Below are 21299 nucleotides of genomic sequence, written 5' to 3'. Positions count from 1 at the left end.
CGTCTGAGGCAAAATGAAGACTCACCAACGGCCGGCAAGGGCGGCCGTTGGCATAAGGACTTGCGGCGCGCCGCGGTATGGGTCCAATCGGGTTGATGGACGCAAGCCCGGGCGATGTGACGGCGCGGATCGAGGCGCGCATGGATGGCGGCAGCCGCGTGCTGCACGCCAGCGGGCGCCTTGATGCCGCCGCAGCGGCACGGCTTTGGCCACTGGCCATGAAGGAAGCGGCGGGCGAACCGATCACGACCCTTGATCTCGGCGGGCTGGAGGCGATCGATTCGGCCGGCGCCGTGCTGCTGCTGACCGCGGCCCCCGATGCCGCACTCCGCGGCGCGCCGGACCATGTGGCCGCCGTGCTGGAACGCACGCGCAAGGCGTTGGAGACCGTGCCCCCGCCCGGCCCCCCGCCGCCCTGGCATCCCATCACCGCCATCGGCCGGGCGACGGTCGGCAAGGCCCGCGACGGCATCGCCGGCATCACCTTCATGGGGGAGGCACTGGTCACCACCTTGCGCGTCCTGTCGCGGCCCCGGCTGCTGCGCTGGGCGGAGGTGCTGCGCCACCTCGATGAGGTCGGCACCCGCGCCTTCCCGCTGACGCTGCTGCTCGGCTTCCTGATCGGCGTGATCCTCGCCTACCAGTCATCGATCCCGCTGCGCCGCTTCGGCGCGGAGGTCTTCGTGCCGAACCTCGTCGGCATCTCCCTGCTGCGCGAACTCGGGCCGCTGCTGGCGGGCGTGGTGCTGGCCGGGCGCACCGGATCGGCCTTCGCCGCCGAGCTCGGCACCATGACGGTGAATGAGGAAGTGGACGCGCTGAAGATCATGGGGGTGGACGCCACCGCCATGCTGGTGCTGCCGCGGCTGGCGGCGGCGACGCTGGCCATGCCGGTGCTCGCCCTGCTGATGAACGTCTCGGGTCTCGCGGGCATGACGCTGATCATGGGCACGCTCGGCTACCCCTGGGCCTCGGTGCAGTCCCAGCTGCAGCAATGGCTGTCGCTGCAGGACCTGGCGGGCGGGCTGTTCAAGGCGGCCTGCTTCGGGCTGGTGATCGCGGGCATCGGTTGCCGCGCCGGGCTGTCGGCCGGGCGTGGCCCGCGCGCGGTCGGCGATGCGGCCACGGCCGCGGTGGTCGGCGGCATCGTCGCCATCGTGATGATGGATGGCGTCTTCGCCGTGCTGTTCTTCCGGCTGGGCATCTGACCGTGGCGGAGGATCCCGTCATCCGCGCCGAGGGCCTGTCCGTGCGCTTCGGCAACCGGACGATCTTCAAGGACGTTACCTTCGACGTGAAGCGCGGCGAGATCTTCGTGATCCTCGGCGGGTCCGGCTGCGGCAAATCGACGCTGCTCAAGGCGTTGATCGGGCTGGTGCCGCTCGCCGCCGGCCATGCCTGGCTGCTGGGGGAGGAACTGGCGGCCGAGGACGACGCGGCGCGGCGCGCGCTGTTGCGCCGCATCGGCGTGATGTGGCAGTCCGGCGCACTGTTCGGGAGCATGACCCTGGCGGAGAACGTCGAACTGCCGCTCGAGGAACATACCGACCTGCCCCGACCGGCAAGGGAGGCAGTGGCACGCTCGAAGCTCGGCCTCGTCGGCCTGGGTGACGCGGCCGCGCGGCTGCCGGCCGAGATCTCCGGCGGCATGGCCAAGCGCGCCGGCATCGCGCGCGCCATGGCGCTGGACCCGCCGCTGCTGTTCCTCGACGAGCCCTCGGCGGGGCTCGACCCGATCACCTCCGCAGGGCTCGACAAGCTGATCAAGGACATCGCGCGTGACACCGGCGCCACCTTCGTGGTGGTGACGCATGAGTTGCAGTCGATCCTCGCCATCGGCGACCGCTGCATCATGCTGGACAAGGACGCGCAGGGCATGATCGCCGAAGGCGATCCACGGCAACTGAAGGCGGAGAGCACACAGCCGACCGTGCGCGCCTTCTTCCGGCGGGAGGCCGCGTAGATGGCCCGGTCCGGACGCTCGCTTTACCTGCGCGTTGGCATGCTGGTGGTGGCCGGCACCGTGCTGGCGATCGGCTTCATCCTGTTCCTCACCTCGGGCAGCTTTGGCAGGCGGCAACTGGTGCTGGAGACCTATGTCCGGGAATCCGTCGCCGGGCTTGAGGTCGGCGCCCCGGTGCGCTTCCGCGGCGTGGCTGTCGGCCGGGTGACGGAACTCGGCCTGACCTCGGTTGTGTATGGACGCACAGAGGGGGGCGTCGAGGATACGGCGAATCGCCTGGTGTTGATCCGCTTCGCGCTCGACCCCTCCCGCTACGGCGACGCCCCGGTCGAGGAGGCGGTGCGTGCGGGGCTGCGCATGCGCATCGCCAGCACCGGCGTCACCGGCGTCTCCTACCTCGAGGCCGATTTCGTCAATCCGGATCGCTTCCCGCCGACCGAAGTGCCCTGGACGCCGGCCTTTCCCTATATCCCCTCGATTCCGTCCACCTTCAACCAGGTGACCACCGCCGCCGAGCAACTGATGACGCGCCTGTCGAACGTGGATCTCGAGGCGCTGTTCAGCACCGCGACGCATCTGCTCGAAGATCTGCGCAACCAGGTCGGCAGCCAGGGCGACCTTGGCGTGGCGCTGCGCGAGGCGGCGACGACCATGACCGCGCTGCGCGAGGCGATCCACGGTGCCGAACTCGCCGCCACGGTGCGCGACGTGCGCGAGGCGGTGAACCGGGTCGGCGCCGCCGGGCAGGCCGCCGAGCAACTGCTGGAAGGCCCCGCGGTCGCCAATGCGGTGAACAGCATCAGCCAGGCGGCGGCCGACCTGCGCACATCCATCGCGCGACTGCCGGCCGTGATCCAGTCGCTGGAACTCGCGTTGCGCAGCGTGCGCGGGACCACCACGGATGCACAGGCCGATCTCGGGCCGCTACTGCGCGACCTGCGCGCCACGGCAGCCAGCCTGCGCGACACCGCCGATGCGCTGCGGCGCAGCCCGTCGCAATCCCTGTTCGGCCAACCGCCGCCACCGCCCCCACGGGATCGCCGCTGAATGACCCTTCGCCGCAGCCTTCTCCTTGCGCCGTTCGGCCTTGCGGCCTGTTCGGTGCTGCCCGATCGCCCCTATGTCGAGACGCAGCGCTTCCCGCTGGAACCACGACGGACCGGCGCGCCGCGCACCGGGCGCGGACGGCGGACGCTGCTGCTGCGCACGCTGCGCCCCGGCGCGGGGATGGAGACGCGCAATCTTCGCGTGATCCGTCCCGATGGCACGGAAAGCCTCGATTTCTACGCCGAATGGGCGGCCCCGCCGGCCGAGGCGGCGGAACAGTCGTTGCGCCGCTGGCTGATCGATTCGCGTCTGTTCGCTGCGATCCTCGCGCCCGGCAGCCGGGTGAACCCCGACTTCATCATGGAAGGCGAGATCACCGCGCTGGCCGCCAACCAGGGCCAGGGCCTCGCACGGGCCGAGTTGACGCTGCTGCTGGTGGACGAGCGCAATGGCAGCCGCCTGGTGGGGCAATTGGTGACCGACGGCACCGCGCCACTGCCCGGCGGCACCGCACCGCCGACCGCCGAACAGGCGGCGTCGGCCATGTCGGCCGCGCTCGGCAATGCGCTGGCGTCGCTGGAACAGGCGCTGGCGCGTTACGCCTGAACTGCTTCGCAGACTGTGATGTGTCGCGGTTGGCGCCGCCATCGCGCTCGGCTAGCGTGGTCGCGGAATGAACGGGCGTCATGCCCGTACGGGAAGGAGAGCCCGCATGATGTTCAGACGCCTCGCCATCGCCACTGCAGCCGTGCTCGGCATGGCCGGCCTGATCCCCTCAGCGCAGGCCCAGACCGGCGATCCGTCCTTCAACCTGGTGAACCGCAGCAGCCGGGTGATCTACGAGGCCTACGCCTCGCCGTCCTCGGACAGCAACTGGGGCCAGGACCGGCTCGGCCAGAACATCATCCCGGCGGGGCGCAACTTCGTGATTCGCCTGCCGCAGGGCGAATGCATCTACGACGTGCGCGTCGTCTATGACCGTCAGGGCGGCCCGGCCGAGGAACGGCGCAATCTCAACCTGTGCAATCTGACGGAGCTGGTCTTCGACGGACGGCCGCAGCAGCAGGGCGGCCAACAGCAGGCCCCGCAGCAGCAGGCGCCGCGCCAGGGCACGACCCAGGGCCCGCGCGGCAACCCGTCCTTCAACCTGGTGAACCAGGGCCAGCAGCCGGTGATGGAGGTCTACGCCTCGCTGACCACCGACCAGAACTGGGGCCCGGACCGGCTCGGCGCCGACACCGTGGCACCCGGCGCTGTCTATCCGATCCGCCTGCCGGAAGGCGACTGCATGTACGACATGCGCTTCGTCTACCAGAACGGCCAGTCGCAGGAACGGCGCGGGGTGAACCTCTGCGAAGTCACCAACGTGACGCTGCCGCTGCAGTAAGCGCGGCTTCGGCCAAACATGAAAAAGGGCGGGCCCGGTCGGGTCCGCCCTTCTTCGTTGGGCGTGCTGCTTTCACGCCGCCTTGGTCAGCGCCTTCCACACCGCTTCCGGCGTCGCCGGCATGTCGATCGCCACGCCCAGCGCGTCCACCAGCGCATTGATCACCGCCGGCGGCGAGCCGACCGCGCCGGCTTCCCCCGCGCCCTTCACGCCGAGCGGGTTGGTCTCGCAGGGCACCTCGATCAGGTCCACGTCGATGTTGGGCAGGTCGTCCGCCCGCGGCAGCGCGTAATCCATGAAGGAGGCCGAAACGAGCTGGCCGCTGTCGCCATCATAAGCGGTGCGTTCCATCAGCGCCTGGCCGATCCCCTGGGTCACGCCGCCATGCACCTGGCCACGCACGATCAGCGGGTTCAGCGCATGGCCGACATCGTCCACCACGATGTAGCGCGGCACGGCGACGATGCCGGTCTCGGGGTCCACCTCCACCTCGGCCGCATGGCAGCCATTGGGGAAGGTATGGGCCTTGATCTCGGCGGTTTCCTCGGCGTCGAGGATGGTCGCCTCGATGCCCGCCGCGGCCTTCTTCCGCTGCACGGCGGCGAGGTCGAGGATGCCGATGGCGCGGTCCGTGCCGACCACAGTGAAGCCGCCGTCGCGCGGGGCGAATTCGATATCGGCGACCGATGCTTCGAGGTGTTCCGACGCGGCGATCTTGCCCTTTTCCACGACGCTCGCGGTCGTGACCAGGATCGCCTGGCCTTCTGAGTAGAGGCTGCGCGCACCGCCGGTGCCGCCGCCATCGGGCAGCGTGTCGGAATCGCCCTGCTTCACGCGGATCTTCTCGATCGGGATGCCGAGCTCGAAGCTCGTCATCATCGCATAGGCGGTCTCATGTCCCTGGCCGGTGGATTGCGTGCCGACATAAACATCGACGAAGCCGTCATCGGCGAACTTCACCGCGGCATTCTCGGTCGGCCCACCGCCCGTCGCTTCCAGGTAATAGGCCAGGCCGATGCCGCGCTTCTTGCCGCGCTTTGCGGCCTCCGCCTTGCGCGCCGGGAAGCCGGCCCAGTCGATCTTGGTCAGCGCGGTGGACATGAGCTGGGCGAACTCGCCGGAATCGTAGCGCTGCCCCATCGCCGAGGTGTAGGGCATGGCCGAGGACGGCACCATGTTGCGTCGGCGGAGCTCGATGCGGTCGATGCCGACCTCCCGCGCCGCGGTGTCGATCAGGCGTTCGACCAGGTAGTTGCTCTCCGGCCGCCCGGCGCCGCGATAGGCGTCCACCGGCACGGTGTGCGTCATCACGCCGAGCACCTGCGCGTGGATCGCCTGGAAGCCGTAGACCGAGGCCAGCACCTTGGTGCCCGCCCCGGTCGGGATGAAGGGTGCGAAGGTGTTGAGATAGGCACCCATCCCCGCCCAGTTCTTGGTGCGCAGCGCGAGGAACTTGCCGTCCTTGTCGAGCGCCAGTTCGCCGATGGTGATGTTGTCGCGCCCATGGGTGTCGGATTGGAAGGCTTCGGTGCGCTCGGATGCCCACTTCACCGCGCGCTTCAGTTCGCGCGCCGCGAAGGCGGTCAGCACGTGTTCCGGGTAGATGAAGATCTTCATCCCGAAGCCGCCGCCGACATCGGGGGTCACGACGCGGAAATTGTCGGTCGCGACGTTGAAGATGTTCTTCGCCATCACGTTGCGGACCAGCCAGGACCCCTGGGTGTTGGTCGTGATGGTCCAATGATTGCGCGCCGCGTCGTATTCGGCGAGCGAGGCGCGCGCTTCCATCGACGCCACCACGACGCGGTTGTTCACCACGCGCAGCCGCGCGACATGCGCCGCGCCCTTGATCAGCGCATCGACCTTGGCCGCGTCGCCGACATGCCAGTCGAAGCAGGTGTTGTTGGGCGCGCTGGCCCAGACCTGCGGCTGGCCGGGATCGGTCGCGGTGGCGAGGTCGGTCGCGGCCGGCAGGGTGTCGTAGTCGATCTCGATCGCCTCAGCGGCGTCGCGAGCCTGCTTGAGCGTTTCGGCGACGATGAAGGCGACGGGGTCGCCGACATGGCGGACGAAGCCTTCGGCCAGCGCGCGGCGCGGCGTGTCGGAGGTCGGGCTGCCATCGACCGACTTCACCGGCGCCAGGCAGGGCAGGTGCCCGATGCCGGCCGCCGCCAGGTCGGCCCCGGTCCAGATGCCAAGCACCCCCGGCATCGCCTTGGCCGCTGCCGTGTCAATCGAGACGATCTTCGCATGCGCATGCGGGCTGCGCAGGACATAGCCCTGCGTCTGGCCCGGCACGGCGACGTCATCCGTGTAGCGGCCGCCACCCTTGAGCAGGCGCGGATCCTCGACGCGACGGATGGATTGGCTCAGGCCGAACTTCGCCATGCCCGGGTCTCCCTTGGTTCCTGACCCATCATCTGCGATGCCGGGCCAGGATGAAAAGGGGGATCAGGCGTGGTCGGTCGCTTCCTTCCGCCCGAAGCGCCGCTTGGTGGCTTCCCGCATGGACTGGAACACCACGTAGAGCATTGGGATGATGAAAATGCCGACGATCGCCGCCCCCAGCATGCCGCCGAACACCGCCGTGCCGACCGCGCGACGCGACAGCATCGCCGCCCCTTCGGCGAAGACCAGCGGCACCAGGCCCAGGATGAAGGCGATCGAGGTCATCATCACCGCGCGGAAGCGCAGCCGTGCGCCCATGATGGCGGCCTCGCGGATCGGCAGGCCTTCCTCCCGCTTCTCCTTGGCGAATTCGACGATCAGGATGCCGTTCTTGGCGGCGAGCGCGATCAGCACCACGAGCCCGATCTGCGCATAGATATCGAGCGACATGTTGGCGACGAACAGCCCGCCGAAGGCCGACAGCACGCCCACCGCGACGGACAGCAGCACCGGGATCGGGATCACCCAGGATTCGTACAGCGCGACGAGGAACAGGTAGGCGAACATCACCGCGAGCGCGAGGATGTAGACCGTCTGCCCCGCGGCGAGCTTTTCCTGATACGCCGTGCCCGTCCATTCAAAGCCATAGCCGGGCGGCAGGACGCGGGCGGACAGCGATTCCATCGCCGCGAGCGCATCGCCCGACGACACGCCCGGCCGCGGCGCGCCGTTGATCGAGATGGCGCGGTAGTTGTTGTAGCGGAAGATGGTCTGCGGCCCGATGCGCGTCTGCACATCGGCGACCGCGCGCAACGGCACCATCTCCCCGCGGTTGTTGCGCACATGGATGCGCCAGATGTTGTCGACATCGCGCCGGTCGGCGGCCTCGGCCTGGAGGTTCACCTGCCAGGTGCGGCCGAACAGGTTGAAGTCATTGACATAGAAGCCGCCAAGCGTCGCCTGCAGCGCGGTGAAGACGTCCGAGATGCGCAGTCCGAGCGCCTGCGCCTTCTCGCGGTCGAGGTCGAGGTAGAGCGTCGGGTTGGTTGCGTTGAAGGTGGAGAACACCGCGGTCAGGCGCGGGTCCTGGTTGGCTGCGACGATCAGCCCCAGCATGGCCGCGCCGAGGTCCGCCGCCGGCCGGCCTTCATAATCCTGCAGGATGTATTCGAAGCCGCCACCGGTGCCGAGGCCGATGATCGGCGGCAGGTTGAAGGCGAAGACATTGGCGGTGCGCACCGCCTGGCCGGCACCGAAGACCCGGCCGATCGCCGCCTGCACCGACATCGCCGCGGATGTCCGGTCGGCGAAGGGCTTCAGCCGCGCGACGAGGAAGGCGGAATTCGACTGCGCACCGCCATCGATCAGCGAAAAGCCGACAATGGCGAGCGTGCCCTGCACCGAGGGGATCTGCTTGAGGATTTCCTCGACCTGCACGACCGCTTCGCGCGTGCGGGACACCGAAGCGCCCTGCGGCAATTGCACCTGCACGAAGAAGGCGCCCTGGTCCTCCTGCGGCAGGAAGCCTGATGGCGTGATCTTCGACATCTCCCAGATGCCGAAGAAGAAGCCGCCGGTCAGCAGGATGGACAGGATGGACACGCGCACCAGGCGCGAAACGACACCGGCATAGCGGTCGCGCACCCAATCGATGCTGCGCAGCCAGCGCCCCATCAACCCCGGCCGATGCCCGCCGGCATGGGCGTGGGGACGCAGGAACACGGCACAGAGCGCCGGCGAGAGCGTCAGCGCATTGATGGCGCTGATCACCATCGCGGCCGAGATGGTCACCGCGAACTGGCGGAACAACTCGCCCGACAGGCCGGGGATGAAGCCGATCGGCACGAAGACCGACAGCAGGACGAGCGTGATGGCGATGATCGGCGCAGTGATCTGCGCCATCGCCTTCTTGGTCGCTTCGGCGGGGGTGAGGTGCGGTTCCTCCTCCATCACCCGCTCGACGTTCTCCACCACCACGATGGCATCGTCGACCACGATGCCGATGGCGAGCACCATGGCGAGCAGCGAGATGGTGTTCGCCGAATACCCCAGCGCGAGCAGGATGATGAAGGATCCGACCAGGCTGACCGGGACCGCGACGGTGGGGATGATCGTCGCCCGCATGTTCCCCAGGAACAGGAAGACGACGATGACGACCAGAATGAAGGCCTCGGTCAGGGTCTTGATCACCTCCCGGATCGTGTCGTTCACGAAGTCGGAGGTGTCGAAGAAGATCCGGTGGTTGACGCCCGCGGGGTAGTTGCGCCGCATCTCCTCCATGGCGCGGCGGACATTCTCGGCGGCCGAGACGGCATTCGCCCCGGGCTGGAGATAGACGCCGAAGGTCACGGCCGGCTTACCGTCGAAGCGGCTTTCCGTGTCCATGCTGGCGGCGCCGAGCTCGACGCGGGCGACGTCGCGCACGCGCAGCACCGACCCGTCCGGATTGGCGCGGATCAAGATGTCGCCGAACTGCTCCGGCGTGGACAGGCGCCCCTGGGTCTCGAGGTTGATCTGGAATTGCTGGTCGTCCGGGATCGGCCGCCCGCCCAGCCTGCCGACCGGCGCCTGCACGTTCTGCGCCTGGATCGCCGCCACCACGTCCGATGGCGTGAGGTTCAGGCTGATCAGCCGGTCCACCTCGAACCAGATGCGCATGGAGTAATCCATGGCGCCGAACAGGCTGACCTGGCCGACACCCGGCACGCGTGCCAGCCGATCGATGATGTTGATGGTGGCGTAGTTCGACAGGAACAGCGGCGTGTGGTCGCCGCTCTCGGCATAGAGGAAGATGAACTGCAGCACCGCCGAGGATTGCTTGCGCACCGTGACGCCCTGGCGCTGCACCTCCTGCGGCAAGCGAGCCAATGCCGCCTGCACGCGATTGTTCACGTTGACGGTGGCAAGGTCGGGGTTGGTGCCGAGCTGGAAGGAGACGTTGAGGCTGTAGGACCCGTCATTGGCGCTGTTCGACCGCATGTAGATCATGCGGTCCACGCCGTTGACCGATGCCTCGACCACCTGCGCGACGGTCTGCTCGATCACCGCCGCCGAGGCGCCGGGGAAGCGCGTGGTGACGGAAACCTGCGGCGGCACGATGTCCGGCAGCTGGGAAACAGGGATGCGCAGCATCGCGAGCGCCCCGGCCAGCGCCGTGACGATCGCGATGACCATCGCGAAGCGCGGACGGTCGACGAATATGGCGGAGAACACGCGCGATCAGCCCCGGGCTGGTGTGGCCTGGCGCACCGGCGGTGCCGATGCGGGGCCGGGGTTCACGGGCTGGCCGGGGCGGACGCGCTGCACGCCGTCCACCACCACGGACTCGCCGCCCTCCAGGCCGGCTTCGATCACCGCCGTCTGGCCGGAGGAACGTCCGAGTGTGATGTTGCGCCGCTGCGCGACATTCCCTTCGCCCACCACGAAGACGTAGGCGCCCTGCTGGTCCTGCAGCACGGCGGCGCGCGGCAGGGTGATGGTCAGCACCGGTTCCGAGCCTTCCAGGAAGACCGCGACGAACTGGCCGTCCACCAGCTCGCGCGGCGTCACCGGCGTGCTGCTGTCGGTCGGTCGACGGATCGGGTTCGGGATCAACGCCCGCACCAGGATGGTGTCGGTGTTGCGGTCGATCTGGTTGTCCACGAAGTCGACGCGGCCAACTTCGCCGTACATCCGGCCATCCGTGGTACGGATCCGCACGCGCACCGCATCGGGCCCGCCGCGCCCCTCGAAGCGGTTGCGCAGGTCGAGCGCGGTGCGCTGGCTGACCGTGAAGGCAACGCGCATCGGGTCCTGGCTGACGATGGTGGCGAGCGTGCCGGTATCGGGCCCCACCACGTTGCCGACCGTGAGGATGGTGCGCCCGATCTGTCCGGCGATCGGCGCCGTGATCTCGGTGTAGCCGAGGTTGATCTGCGCCACGCGGATCGCCGCCTGGGCCGACAGCACCGCGGCCGAGGCGGTGCGTTCGCCCGCCTGCGCATTGTCGAAGGCGACCTGGGTGCCGGCGCCGGTCTGCCGCAGGTCGCGCGCACGGGCGAGCGCGACGCGCGCATTCTCAAGCGTCGCCGTCGCACCGGCGAGGCTTGCCTGCGCCTGTTCGAGCTGCGCCTCGAAAGGTGCGCGCTCGAGGCGGAACAGCACCGCCCCTTCCGCCACGTCGCCGCCTTCGCGGAACAGCCGCTCCTGCAGGAAGCCGGTGACGCGGGCGCGGATGTTGACGCGATCGGTCGCCTCGACACGGCCGACGAATTCGGTCGTCTCGGTCACCGGGCGGCGTTCGGCCGTTACCACCCCGACAGCGGGCGGTCCCTGCGGGCCGAATTGCGCGGCGGCGGGCAAGGCCCCGACGAGGAAGATGGCGACGGCGCCGGCGAAAACTCGATTCATGGCGGCATCCATTGGCGAGCCCCCGACATGGCGCGTCGCTGTGCGCTGCGTCAAGGTTGTCGGCGCGTCAATGCGCCACGAAGATCGGGCAGGGCGATCCGATCAGCAGCTTTTCCGTCACCGACCCGGTGAAGAAGGTGCGCAGGCCGGAATTCTCATAGGCGCCCATGACCATCAGGCGCGCGGGCATCGCCGCCGCCTCGGCGAGCAGCGCCTCGAGCGGATGCGTGCCGACCACGGCCACGGCCTCGGCCGCAAGGCCGTGGCCGCGCAGATACGCCGCGCCTTCCTCGGCCATGCGCTGCGCCTCTGGCTGGGTCGCCGCCACCGACAGCACCTTCACCGGCAGCCCGGCGCCGAGGCCGAGCAGCGCGAAAAGCTGCATCGCGCGCATCGCCGGAACCGATCCATCATTGCCGACCAGCACGCCGCCGGCCGCCGGCGCCGCGCCGGGCGGCACGACCAGCAGGGGGCGCGCGCCCTCATGCAGCAGGGCCTCGATCACCGGCGCCAGGCCGTCGTCATTCATCTCGAGGCCCAGGGTCGAATCGCGGCCGATCACGATCAGGTCATGCGTGGCGCCGGCCGCGAGCAGGGCCTGCTCAGGCGCATCGGTCAGGCGCAGCCGCGTGAAGGGGGTGTCCCCGGCCGCCGCGGTGCAGTCGGCGAAGGCCTGCTCGGCCTCGGCCTCCAGCCGCTGGACGCGCGCGGCGTCGCGGCGTTCCTTGAAGGCGGCGCCGCCTGCCGGCACGGCCTCATTGGCGCCACGCGCATGCGGCCAGTCGAGCACCGTGGCGGCGGATAGCGCCGCGCCGGTGCTGCGCGACAGCGCAAACGCAAGGTCCCGCGCAGCGGCGGCGCTGTCAGTGTCGTCGAGTGCGACCAGGATGCTGCGGATCATGCGGGAGACCTCCGCTGCCGAGCCTAGACCGGATCGCGCGAGGCGCGAAGATCAGGGGCGGATCAGGCGCAGCCGCAATGCGCGACTGGCGGCATCGATCAGCGCCACCATGGCGAGGATCATCAGCACGATGAAGGCGGCCTCGTCCCAATTGTTGATGCGGATGCGATCGGCCAGCGCGAGCCCGATGCCGCCCGCACCCACCACGCCGAGAATGGTCGAGGATCGCGCATTGGATTCGAGCGTGTAGAGCAACTGCGACAGCATGACCGGCGCGACCTGCGGCAGCAGGCCGATCCGCACCGCCAGCATCCGCCCCGCTCCGGCGGCGCGCACCGCTTCCACCTGGCGGCGGTCGGCACCTTCCAGCGCCTCGGAGAACAGCTTGGCGAGCGTGCCGGTATCCGGCACCGCCAGCGCGAGGATGCCGGCGAAGGGCCCCATCCCCACTGCCGAGACGAAGACCAGCGCCCAGACCAGCGTGTCGATGCCGCGCAACCCGTCATAGAGCCGCCGCGCCGAGAAACGCAGCAGCGCCGAGCCGACGACATTGCCCGCGCCGAGCAGCGCGAGCGGCAGCGCCGCGACCGCCGCCAGCAGCGTGCCGAGGAAGGCCATCGCCAGGCTTTCCGCCAGCCCGCGCAGCAGGTCCGGCAGCGCGCCGCCGGGGCTCGGCGGCCACATCAACGTGACCAGCCAGCCGAGGCGCGACAGGCCGGTCCAGATCCGCTCGGGCGAGGCGTCGATGCGCCACAGACCGGCCAGCAGCAGGGCGCCGAGGCCGAAGACCAGCGGCGAGGCGGGGATGCGCCTCATGCCGCGCGGCCGCCGATGACGCGCCGGCGCAGCGCGCCGCAGACCAGGTCGATGGCCGCCACCGTCGCCAGGATCAGCAGCAGGATCGCCGAGATGTCCTGGTACTCGAATTGCCGTACCGCGAGATACAGTTCCTCCCCGATGCCGCCGGCACCGACGATGCCGAGCACGCTCGCCTCGCGCACATTGATCTCGAAGCGCAGCAGGCCAAGGCTCAGCACGCCGGGCAGCGATTGCGGCAGCACGCCGAAGCGCATCTGCGCCGGCCAGGACCCGCCCGCGGCGCGCACCGCCTCGACCGGCGCGAGGGCGGCGTTCTCGTGTTCCTCGGCGAACAGCTTGCCGAGCGCGCCGGCCGTGTGCACGGCGATGGCCAGCACGCCGGCGAAGGGGCCGAGGCCGAAGGCGTAGACGAAGACCAGCGCGAGCACGAGCGTCGGCACCGTGCGGGCGAATTCCAGCGCCCGCCGCGACAGCCAGACGACCCAGCCCGGCGCCAGCGTCGCCGCGGCGGCGAATGAGGCCGGCAGCGCCACGGCGGCGCCGAGCAGCGTCCCGACATAGGCCATCAGCAAGGTGTCGCCGAGCAGCGCCACCCAGTCACCGAAGCCCCACATCCAATCGGCGATGTCGGCGCCCAGCGTGGCGGGGTGCAGCACCGGCATGGTGCGGCCGATATAGTCCCAGGCCAGCGGCAGGCCGCGCGCGAGGCGGGGCAGGCTGACCTCCCCGATCCAGGCGGCGGCCAGCACGGCGGCGATGAAGGCCGCGCCGCCCAGCGCCAGGTCGCGCCGGCGGCGGGTGCGCGCGGCGCGCCAGCGCCCCTCGGCCGCGAGGATGGCGGCGGCGGACACGCTCAGGATCGCCGGTCGCGACGCCGCGCGGCGTTCTCCTCGAGGATTGCGATGATGTCGAGGTAATCCTCGTGCTTCGCCGGCACCAGGCCGCGGGCATTGGAGGACATGTCGCGGAAGGCGGCCGTGTCGCGATCGGGCAGGGCGGCGAGGGCCGCGGCGGCGTCGCGGCGGAAGCCCTCCGGCAGGTCCATGCGCATCACGATCGGCCCGTTGGGGATCAGTGGCGAACGCCAGATCACGCGCACGCTGCCGTCCGGGATCATTCCCTTCTCGGCCATGCGCTGGAAGGTGTTCCGCTGGTCGTTGGAGTAGGCCACGACAGCGGCGTCGAAGGTCCCGTTGATCACCGCCATCACGTTCTGCTCATGGCTGCCGGCGAAGCCGGTGCGGGAGAAGAAGCTGGTGGGGTCCATGCCCTGGCGGCGCAGGAACCAGCTCGGCGCCTGGAAGCCGGAGGTGCTGTTCGGATCGGCGAAACCGAGCGAACGGCCGCGCAGGTCCTCGACGCGCTGGAAGGCGCTGTCGGCGCGCACGACCATCACGCTGTGGTAGCCTTCCATCCCCTCATTATCGAGGTAGCGGAACACCGGCGCGACCCGATCCCCCATCGCGCGGCGCGCCAGGCCATAGGCGGCGGGACCGACATAGGCGAGCTCGGCATGGCCCGAGCGCATCGCCTCGACCACCGCGGCGTAGTCGCTGCCGCGGAAGACGCGGACCGGCACGCCGAGCTCGCGCGACATGTAGGCCTGGAAGCCCTGCAGGCGGGCAATGGCGTCGCGTTCGTTCTCGACCGAGATCATGCCGAAGCGCAGTTCCGGCACCTGGGCGCGCCAGCCGGTCTGGGCGCCGGCGATGCGTGGCAGCAGCGCGAGCGCGGGAAGGGCGAGGGCGGTGCGGCGGGCGATCATCGGGTGGCTCCTGGACCAGCGGGACGCCGCCGCGTGCCACGCCCCCCGCGATGCTTCGATGACGCGACGATGAAGAAGCCGTGACGACGCGCGGCCGCACCGGATAAGCCGCGCCGCTGTCGGGTCAGCGCGGGCCGGGCAGGCGCAGGAAGGCCAGGGTGCAGAGGACCAGCGCGGCGGCGAAGACGACCAGCGCCGCACCGATCCCGCCCGCCGAGGCCGCCACGCCCGACGCGGCCTGCAGCACCGCCGCACCGCCGAAGAAGGAGAAGTTCATCGCCGAAAGCGCCCGGCCGACCCGTTCGGGCGCCACGGCGGCGCGCACCAGGGCGAAGCAGATCACCTGCGACGATATCAGGAGGCCGAAGGCGAAGAGCAGCGCGACATCGCTGGCCACGCCCCAGCCGAGATGCCCGCCGGCCACCAGCAGCAGGATCGTCGCTGCAGCGCCGAGATGCCCTGCCGCCAGCAGGGCACGCCGATGCCGCTGGAACCGCCGTTCCAGCACCCCCGCGATCACCGGCCCGGCGATCAGCGCGAGCGTGCAGGCCAGCAGCACATGCCCCGCCGGCACGCGCGCCAGGCCCTTCATTTCCATCAGCCACGGCCCGCCCCACAGCCCCCGCACGCCGAGCACCGCGGCGAAGGAGGCGAAGGTGATTACCATCGGCCCGCGGATGTCGCGCGACAGGCCGAGCGCGATGACGTCGCGCGCATCCTCCGCGACGCTGCGCCGGGCCTGCGGTGCGGCGCGCACTTCCCGCACGATGGCCGCCACGGCGACGGCGGCAGCGATGGCCAGCGCGCCGCAGGCGAGATACCCGCTGCGCCAGCCGGCGTGATCGACCAGCAGCGCCAGCGGGCTCGCCGAGAGCAGCATGCCGGTATTGCCGAAGGCCTGGATCAGCCCGCCCCACAGGCCGAATTTCTGCGGCGGCAGGTTCTTCGCCGCATAGGTCATCGGGCACATCAGCATGCCCGAGCAGCCGATGCCGAGCACGACCTGCGCCAGCAGCATCGACCATGGCCCGGTTGCGGCCGCGCCCAGCGCCGAGCCCACCGCGGCGATGGAAAGCAGCGCGAGCGCCGTTGGCTTCACGCCATAGCGGTCCAGCGCCACGCCCACCGGCAGCATGGTCAGCGCGAAGGCCGCCGGAAAGGCGCCGGTCAGCGCGGCGAGGCCATCCGTGCTGATGCCGAGGTCGCGCTGCAGCACATCCGCGGCCATGGCCGGCAGCGTCCGCACCGCATTGGAGAAGACATGCCCGAGCGTCAGCGCGAGGATGGCGAGGCTGAGGGCGTTCACGCCGCCGCCGCGGCCCCGATGTCGCGCCATGAAGCAGGGGAGGCGATCCGCATGGCGGTCAGTTCCGGAACATCTTGCCCGGATTCATGATGCCGCGCGGGTCGAGCGCGACCTTCACGCTGCGCATCACCGCGAGGGCTTCCGCCCCATGTTCCTGTTCGAGGAATTCGCGCTTGCCGAGGCCGACGCCATGTTCGCCCGAACAGGTGCCGCCAAGCGCGAGCCCTTCGGCGACGATGGAGCGATCCAGTGCCCAGGCGCGTTCCAGCCCGTCCGGCTCGTTCTCGGGAAACAGGATCAGGCAGTGGAAATTGCCGTCCCCGACATGGCCGACGATGCAGGAGGTGAGGCCGCTCTGGCGCGACTTCTCCTTGGCGCCCAGCACAGCCTCCGCGAGACGGGAAATCGGCACGCAGACATCGGTGGTGATGCCGCGATGGCCTGGCTTGAGGTTGACCGCCGCCCAATAGGCGTCGTGCCGCGCCTGCCACAGCCTGTTGCGGCTTTCCGCATCCGTCGCCCAGGCGAAGCCGGACGCGCCGAAGTCACTGGCGATCGCTTCGACCGATTCCGCCTGCTCCTTCACCCCTGCATCGGTGCCGTGGAATTCGAGGAACAGCGTCGTCTTCGCCGCGAAGCCTTCCAGCTTCGAATACTTGATGCAGGCCTCCATCTGGTCCTCGTCGAGCAACTCGATGCGCGCGACGGGGATGCCGGACTGCATGACGGCGATGACGGTCTCGACCGCGGCGGCCAGCGTCGGGAACTGGCAGACGGCGGCGGACATGGCCTCGGGGATACCGTGCAGGCGCAGGCGGACCTTGGTGATGATGCCGAGCGTGCCTTCCGATCCGATGAACAGCCGGGTCAGGTCGTAGCCGTTCGACGCCTTGCGCACGCGCCCGCCGGTCTGGATGACGCGACCGTCGGCCAGCACGACCTCGAGCCCGAGCACATTCTCGCGGATGGTGCCGTAGCGCACGGCGTTGGTGCCCGAAGCACGCGTCGCGCACATGCCGCCGATCGTGCAGTGGCTGCCGGGATCGACGGGGAAGAACATGCCCTTGTCGCGCAGGAAGGCGTTGAGGTCCTGCCGCGTCACGCCCGGTTCGATCAGGCAGTCCATGTCCTCCTCATTCACCTCCAGCACTGTGGTCATGCGGGAGAGATCGAGGGAGATGCCGGCGCGCACCGGATTCACATGGCCTTCGAGCGAGGTGCCGGCGCCGAAGGGCGTGACCGGCACGCCATGCTGGTGGCAGAGCGCGAGCAGGCGGGACACCTCCTCGGTCGTCTCCACGAAGGCGACGGCGTCGGGCAGGGTCGGCGTGGTGGTGTCCTCGCCGCGGCTGTGCTGTTCGCGGATGCTCTGGTTGGTTGACAGGCGGTCGCCAAGCAGTTCGCGCGCGGCGGTGATGACGGTCTCGACCGGGGAGGTGGCGAGGGACATGGGCTTACTCCTCCCGCCCCAGCGGGCAGGTCAGGCAATGGGGGCCGCCGCCGCCGGCGGTGAACAGGGACAGGTCGGGGTCGAGCACGGTGAGGCCCTCCGCCCGCAGCGCCGCGTTCAGCGTCGCCGAGCCGCGCGCGGAGATGACGCACCCGCCGCCAAGGGCGAGGATGTTGCAGCCGAGCTGCATCGCATCGCGATAGGCGACATCGATGCAGCGAATGCCATGCGCGCCGAGCCAGGCGACGAAGTCGGGATCGAGCACGTCGAGGCACGCGACGGCGAGGCCAGGTGCGGCCATGCAGAACAGCACGTCGAGATGCAGGAAATGCTCGTCGAAGATTTCGACCCGCACCTCCCAGCCCTCGGCGCGCAGCCAGGTGGCGAATTGCTCGGCGCCGGCCAGGTCGGTGCGGCCGCCCGAGGCGCCAACGCAGGCCAGCCCCGGCCGGATGATGTGAATGTCGCCGCCTTCCAGCGTGCCCGCGGAAGACTTCCGCCAGAAATCACCGCCATGGAAATCGATGACGGAAGCATATTCGCCGCGCCGCTGCGGGCGTTCCAACTGCGTCAGCACCGGGCCCCAGGGCGTGACCACCGCCGAATCCCGCGTATAGGCCATGTAGGGCAGGTGCGGTTCCGGCGGCAGCAGATGCACCCGTGCCCCGCCCTGACGCAGTGCTGCGACGAGCTCCCCATGCTGCGCCGCGAGCGCCATGGCAGAGGGCTGCTGCGCGCCGGCAAGCGTGCGGCGCACGATCGAATTCGTGGGGATCCAGCGATAGTGATCGGGCGGGCAGACCAGCACATCGGTCAGCGCGCCGGTCTCGGAACTGACGGCCCATTGCGACATGGCGCGCACCCTGCCCCGCGCATGCCTGCCAGTCCAGGGCCGGGTTTGACGCCTCGGGGGACGCAGCCTAGCGTTCCTGCCATAGCAGCCAGCACAAGAGAGGAAGCGGCGCCATGGCGAATGCGGTCAAGGAAGCGTGGAAGGCCGGCAAGGCCGTGGTGAACGGATGGCTCGCCATCCCCAACGCGTTCTCCGCCGAGATGTATTCCAAGTGCGGCTGGGACAGCGTGACCGTGGACATGCAGCACGGCGTCCAGGACTACCTGTCCTGCGTGGCCTGCTTCCAGGGCATCCAGCTGTCCAGCGCGACGCCGATGGTGCGCGTGCCGTGGAATGAACCCGGCATCGTCGGCAAGGTGCTCGATGCCGGCGCGATGGGCGTGATCTGCCCGATGGTGAACACCGTCGAGGAAGCCCGCGCCCTGGTGCAGTACAGCAAGTATCCGCCGCGGGGCACGCGGTCCAACGGGCCGATCCGTGCCGGCGCCTATGGTTCCTCGGGCAACTACCAGAAGACGGCGAATGACGAGATCCTCGTCATCCCGATGATCGAGACCAAGCAGGCGATCGAGAACATCAAGGGCATCCTCGATGTCCCGGGCATCGATGGCATCTATGTCGGCCCGTCGGACCTGTCCTTCTCCTACGGCAAGGAGCCGAAGCTCGACGTCGAGGATCCGGAGATCCTCGCGATCTACGACATGCTGCTGGCGGAAACGTCGAAGCGCGGCATCGCGGCGGGGCTGCACAACGGCTCGCCCGCCTATGCCAACAAGATGATCCAGAAGGGCTTCAAGCTCGTCACCATCGCGAACGAGGTCGGGCTGATGTGCCAGGCCGCCACCGCGGCGGTGAAGACGGCGCGGGGCTGAGGATGGACGGCGCGGTCAAGCATCTGCCGGACCGCGCCGACTTCCGGTTCTTTCTCGCCCACCGGGTTCGCTACGTCGAACTCGACACCCAGGGCATCGTCTTCAACGCCCACTACCTGACCTGGTATGACGAGGCGGTGTCGGACTACATCCGCGCCGCCGGCTGGGCCTATCAGGATGAGGTGAAGGCTTCCGGCGCGGATTTCCACGTCGTCCGCGGGTTGGTCGAGTACAAGGTCGCGATCGGCCGCAAGGCGGAGATCGAGATCGGCGTTCGCGCCATGCGCATCGGCCGCAGTTCCGTCGCCTTCCAGCCCGCGGTCTTCCCCGCCGGCGGTGACACCTTGCTGGCGACGGGCGAGATCGTCTGGGTGCTGACCGACCAGGCGACGCGCCGCCCGACGCCGATCCCCCACAAGCTGCGCGGCATGCTGTCCGCCTTCGAGGGGATGGATTTCAGCGCCCCGGCGTAGGACTCTGCCGCCAGCACAGCGGAATGCGTGGGATGGAAACGGACTACCTGATCATCGGCGCCGGTTCGGCCGGCTGCGTTGTCGCCGCGCGGCTGTCGGAAACCGGTGCGCGCGTCACGCTGCTGGAAGCCGGCCCGAAGGACCGCCATCCCTGGATCCACATCCCCGCGGGGATGCTGAAGCTGCTGCAGAACCAGAACCTCGTGAACTGGGGCTATGTCGCGGAGGCCGACGCGGCGGTGAACAACCGCGAGATCCGCTGGCCGCGCGGGCGCACGCTCGGCGGCACGTCATCGATCAACGGCATGCTCTATGTCCGCGGCAATCCGGCGGATTTCGACATCTGGGCGCAGATGGGCTGCCGCGGCTGGTCCTATGCGGATGTGCTGCCGTTCTTTCGCCAATCCGAGACCTACCGCAATGGCGGCGACCCGGAGTTCCGCGGCCAAGGCGGGCCCCTGCAGGTCGAGGATTACCGCACCATCCTGCCGCTGACCCATCGCTTCATCGAGGCCGCGCAGCAAGCCGGCCACCCGTTCCGCAAGGATCTCAACGGGACGGAACAGGAAGGCGTCGGCTATTCGCAGATGACGCGCATCGGACGCTGGCGGGGATCGACGGCGCGCACTTATCTGCGCGCCGCCGGCGACCGTGTGCGGGTGGAGACGGAAGCTCAGGTCAGCCGCCTGCTGTTCGACGGCCGCCGCTGCATCGGCGCTGAATTTCGGCAGGGTGGGCAGATGCGCCGCATCACCGTGACGCGGGAGGTGATCCTGTCCGGCGGTGCGGTGAATTCCCCGCATGTGCTGCAGATGTCAGGCATCGGCCCAGCCGAGCACCTGCGCAGCCTCGGCATCGAGGTGCTGGCCGACATGCCGGCGGTCGGCGCCAACCTGCAGGACCACTACGTCTCCCGTGTGCAGCACCGCGTGAAGGACAGTCTCAGCACCAACCAATTGGCGCGCGGTGCGCGGCTGGTGGGGGAGGTCGTGCGCTTCTTCCTGCGCGGCAATGGCGCGCTGACCTTCGGCGTCACCACCGCGCAGGTCTTCGCGCGGTCGCGCGAGGGGCTGGAAAGCCCCGACCTGCAATTGCTGTTCACGCCGGCCTCCTACGCGCTCGGCCAGTTCGGCGTGCTGGAGACGGAACCAGGCATGACCTGCGCCGTCTGCCCGGTGAAGCCGGACAGCCGCGGCACGGTGATGGCGCGTTCCGCCGATCCCTTCGAGAAGCCGGCGATCCGGCCGAACTACCTCTCGGCGCGGTCGGACCAGGCGCTGCTGGCGGCCGGCATCCGCATGGTGCGCGACATCTTCGCCCAACCGGCCATCGCGCAGCACAGCGTGGAGGAAATCCTGCCCGGGCCCGGCGTCGCGTCGGATGACGAGATGCTCGCCTTCAACCGGCAATACGGCACGACGATCTACCACCCCGTCGGCACATGCCGCATGGGGGAAGGCCCCGATGCGGTGGTGGACAGCCGGCTGCGCCTGCGCGGGTTCGATGGGCTGCGGGTGATCGATGCCTCGGTCATGCCGACGCTGACCACCGGCAACACCAATGCGCCGACCATCATGATCGGGGAGAAGGGCGCGGCGATGATCCGCGAGGATGCTGCGGCTTAGCCACTGCGGCTCGCGGAGAGGGGCGCCGCCCTCTCTCCGAACCTCTCCCCGCCAAAGGCCC

Annotated in this window: 18 protein-coding genes; 8 read left to right on the top strand and 10 right to left on the bottom strand. The window is 69.5% G+C overall.

Annotated features, from left to right (window positions below; genetic code table 11):
- Positions 1-95: 95 nt before the first annotated feature.
- The 5 genes from AC2YHJ_RS23640 to AC2YHJ_RS23620 all read left to right on the top strand — a co-directional run bounded on the left by AC2YHJ_RS23640 (position 96) and on the right by AC2YHJ_RS23620 (position 4397).
- Positions 96-1208 carry an ABC transporter permease gene (locus tag AC2YHJ_RS23640; RefSeq protein ID WP_487398641.1) on the top strand — a complete coding sequence of 371 codons (1113 nt, stop codon included), beginning with the start codon at positions 96-98 and terminating at the stop codon, positions 1206-1208.
- A 2-nt stretch (positions 1209-1210) separates the two neighbouring features.
- Positions 1211-1963, top strand: a complete 753-nt coding sequence (locus AC2YHJ_RS23635) for an ABC transporter ATP-binding protein (protein ID WP_487398640.1) — start codon at positions 1211-1213, stop codon at positions 1961-1963.
- Positions 1964-3010 carry an MlaD family protein gene (locus tag AC2YHJ_RS23630; protein WP_487398639.1) on the top strand — a complete coding sequence of 349 codons (1047 nt, stop codon included), beginning with the start codon at positions 1964-1966 and terminating at the stop codon, positions 3008-3010.
- Positions 3011-3616, top strand: coding sequence for a hypothetical protein (locus tag AC2YHJ_RS23625; protein ID WP_487398638.1), 606 nt, complete (start codon positions 3011-3013; stop codon positions 3614-3616). It abuts the gene before it with no gap.
- A gap of 106 nt (positions 3617-3722) precedes the next feature.
- The gene (locus tag AC2YHJ_RS23620; RefSeq protein WP_487398637.1) at positions 3723-4397 is read left to right on the top strand and encodes a hypothetical protein; all 675 of its coding nucleotides are present in this window, start codon (positions 3723-3725) and stop codon (positions 4395-4397) included.
- A gap of 72 nt (positions 4398-4469) precedes the next feature.
- On the opposite strand, the gene AC2YHJ_RS23615 is transcribed toward AC2YHJ_RS23620, so the two are convergent.
- The 10 genes from AC2YHJ_RS23615 to AC2YHJ_RS23570 all read right to left on the bottom strand — a co-directional run bounded on the left by AC2YHJ_RS23615 (position 4470) and on the right by AC2YHJ_RS23570 (position 18268).
- Complete coding sequence (locus tag AC2YHJ_RS23615; protein WP_487398636.1) at positions 4470-6785, bottom strand: xanthine dehydrogenase family protein molybdopterin-binding subunit; 2316 nt, start codon at positions 6783-6785, stop codon at positions 4470-4472.
- A gap of 63 nt (positions 6786-6848) precedes the next feature.
- Positions 6849-9998 (bottom strand): efflux RND transporter permease subunit, encoded by a 3150-nt coding sequence (locus AC2YHJ_RS23610; RefSeq protein WP_487398635.1) that lies wholly within the window; start codon positions 9996-9998, stop codon positions 6849-6851.
- Between the two features lie 6 nt (positions 9999-10004).
- A complete protein-coding gene (locus AC2YHJ_RS23605; RefSeq protein ID WP_487398634.1) occupies positions 10005-11174 on the bottom strand; it encodes an efflux RND transporter periplasmic adaptor subunit in 1170 nt (389 codons plus the stop codon).
- Between the two features lie 67 nt (positions 11175-11241).
- Positions 11242-12075, bottom strand: a complete 834-nt coding sequence (locus tag AC2YHJ_RS23600; RefSeq protein ID WP_487398633.1) for a universal stress protein — start codon at positions 12073-12075, stop codon at positions 11242-11244.
- Between the two features lie 51 nt (positions 12076-12126).
- Complete coding sequence (gene phnE, locus AC2YHJ_RS23595; protein ID WP_487398632.1) at positions 12127-12891, bottom strand: phosphonate ABC transporter, permease protein PhnE; 765 nt, start codon at positions 12889-12891, stop codon at positions 12127-12129.
- Positions 12888-13745, bottom strand: a complete 858-nt coding sequence (gene phnE, locus AC2YHJ_RS23590; RefSeq protein ID WP_487398631.1) for a phosphonate ABC transporter, permease protein PhnE — start codon at positions 13743-13745, stop codon at positions 12888-12890. The genes phnE (AC2YHJ_RS23595) and phnE (AC2YHJ_RS23590) overlap by 4 nt, the downstream gene beginning before the upstream one ends.
- Positions 13746-13747: 2 nt before the next feature.
- Positions 13748-14659 carry a phosphate/phosphite/phosphonate ABC transporter substrate-binding protein gene (gene phnD, locus AC2YHJ_RS23585; protein ID WP_487398630.1) on the bottom strand — a complete coding sequence of 304 codons (912 nt, stop codon included), beginning with the start codon at positions 14657-14659 and terminating at the stop codon, positions 13748-13750.
- A gap of 124 nt (positions 14660-14783) precedes the next feature.
- A complete protein-coding gene (locus AC2YHJ_RS23580; RefSeq protein WP_487398629.1) occupies positions 14784-15965 on the bottom strand; it encodes an MFS transporter in 1182 nt (393 codons plus the stop codon).
- A gap of 58 nt (positions 15966-16023) precedes the next feature.
- Complete coding sequence (locus AC2YHJ_RS23575) at positions 16024-17415, bottom strand: FAD-binding oxidoreductase (protein ID WP_487398628.1); 1392 nt, start codon at positions 17413-17415, stop codon at positions 16024-16026.
- A gap of 4 nt (positions 17416-17419) precedes the next feature.
- A complete protein-coding gene (locus tag AC2YHJ_RS23570) occupies positions 17420-18268 on the bottom strand; it encodes a dimethylarginine dimethylaminohydrolase family protein (RefSeq protein WP_487398627.1) in 849 nt (282 codons plus the stop codon).
- A gap of 113 nt (positions 18269-18381) precedes the next feature.
- Here AC2YHJ_RS23570 and AC2YHJ_RS23565 point away from each other — a divergent pair, with 113 nt between their 5' ends.
- Genes AC2YHJ_RS23565 through AC2YHJ_RS23555 form a run of 3 tightly spaced genes read left to right on the top strand, consistent with a single transcriptional unit; the run spans position 18382 to position 21238 of the window.
- Positions 18382-19140, top strand: a complete 759-nt coding sequence (locus AC2YHJ_RS23565; protein WP_487398626.1) for an HpcH/HpaI aldolase family protein — start codon at positions 18382-18384, stop codon at positions 19138-19140.
- Positions 19141-19142: 2 nt separating this feature from the next.
- Positions 19143-19613, top strand: coding sequence for an acyl-CoA thioesterase (locus AC2YHJ_RS23560; protein WP_487398625.1), 471 nt, complete (start codon positions 19143-19145; stop codon positions 19611-19613).
- Positions 19614-19645: 32 nt separating this feature from the next.
- A complete protein-coding gene (locus AC2YHJ_RS23555) occupies positions 19646-21238 on the top strand; it encodes a GMC family oxidoreductase (protein ID WP_487398624.1) in 1593 nt (530 codons plus the stop codon).
- The last annotated feature ends 61 nt before the right edge of the window (positions 21239-21299 follow it).

Source organism: Roseomonas sp. SRI_022, from assembly GCF_057586215.1.
Note: the sequence above shows the minus strand (reverse complement) of the source record. Positions and strands in the feature narration are given on the sequence as shown.

Excerpts from the sequence above, each read along its gene's own strand:
- AC2YHJ_RS23620 (WP_487398637.1), top strand. The coding sequence starts at position 3,723 with ATGATGTTCAGACGCCTCGCCATCGCCACTGCAGCCGTGCTCGGCATG.
- AC2YHJ_RS23605 (WP_487398634.1), bottom strand. The coding sequence starts at position 11,174 with ATGAATCGAGTTTTCGCCGGCGCCGTCGCCATCTTCCTCGTCGGGGCC.
- AC2YHJ_RS23600 (WP_487398633.1), bottom strand. The coding sequence starts at position 12,075 with ATGATCCGCAGCATCCTGGTCGCACTCGACGACACTGACAGCGCCGCC.
- AC2YHJ_RS23615 (WP_487398636.1), bottom strand. The coding sequence starts at position 6,785 with ATGGCGAAGTTCGGCCTGAGCCAATCCATCCGTCGCGTCGAGGATCCG.
- AC2YHJ_RS23565 (WP_487398626.1), top strand. The coding sequence starts at position 18,382 with ATGGCGAATGCGGTCAAGGAAGCGTGGAAGGCCGGCAAGGCCGTGGTG.
- AC2YHJ_RS23640 (WP_487398641.1), top strand. The coding sequence starts at position 96 with ATGGACGCAAGCCCGGGCGATGTGACGGCGCGGATCGAGGCGCGCATG.
- AC2YHJ_RS23555 (WP_487398624.1), top strand. The coding sequence starts at position 19,646 with ATGGAAACGGACTACCTGATCATCGGCGCCGGTTCGGCCGGCTGCGTT.
- AC2YHJ_RS23575 (WP_487398628.1), bottom strand. The coding sequence starts at position 17,415 with ATGTCCCTCGCCACCTCCCCGGTCGAGACCGTCATCACCGCCGCGCGC.
- AC2YHJ_RS23560 (WP_487398625.1), top strand. The coding sequence starts at position 19,143 with ATGGACGGCGCGGTCAAGCATCTGCCGGACCGCGCCGACTTCCGGTTC.
- phnD (WP_487398630.1), bottom strand. The coding sequence starts at position 14,659 with ATGATCGCCCGCCGCACCGCCCTCGCCCTTCCCGCGCTCGCGCTGCTG.
- AC2YHJ_RS23625 (WP_487398638.1), top strand. The coding sequence starts at position 3,011 with ATGACCCTTCGCCGCAGCCTTCTCCTTGCGCCGTTCGGCCTTGCGGCC.
- phnE (WP_487398632.1), bottom strand. The coding sequence starts at position 12,891 with ATGAGGCGCATCCCCGCCTCGCCGCTGGTCTTCGGCCTCGGCGCCCTG.
- AC2YHJ_RS23630 (WP_487398639.1), top strand. The coding sequence starts at position 1,964 with ATGGCCCGGTCCGGACGCTCGCTTTACCTGCGCGTTGGCATGCTGGTG.
- AC2YHJ_RS23570 (WP_487398627.1), bottom strand. The coding sequence starts at position 18,268 with ATGTCGCAATGGGCCGTCAGTTCCGAGACCGGCGCGCTGACCGATGTG.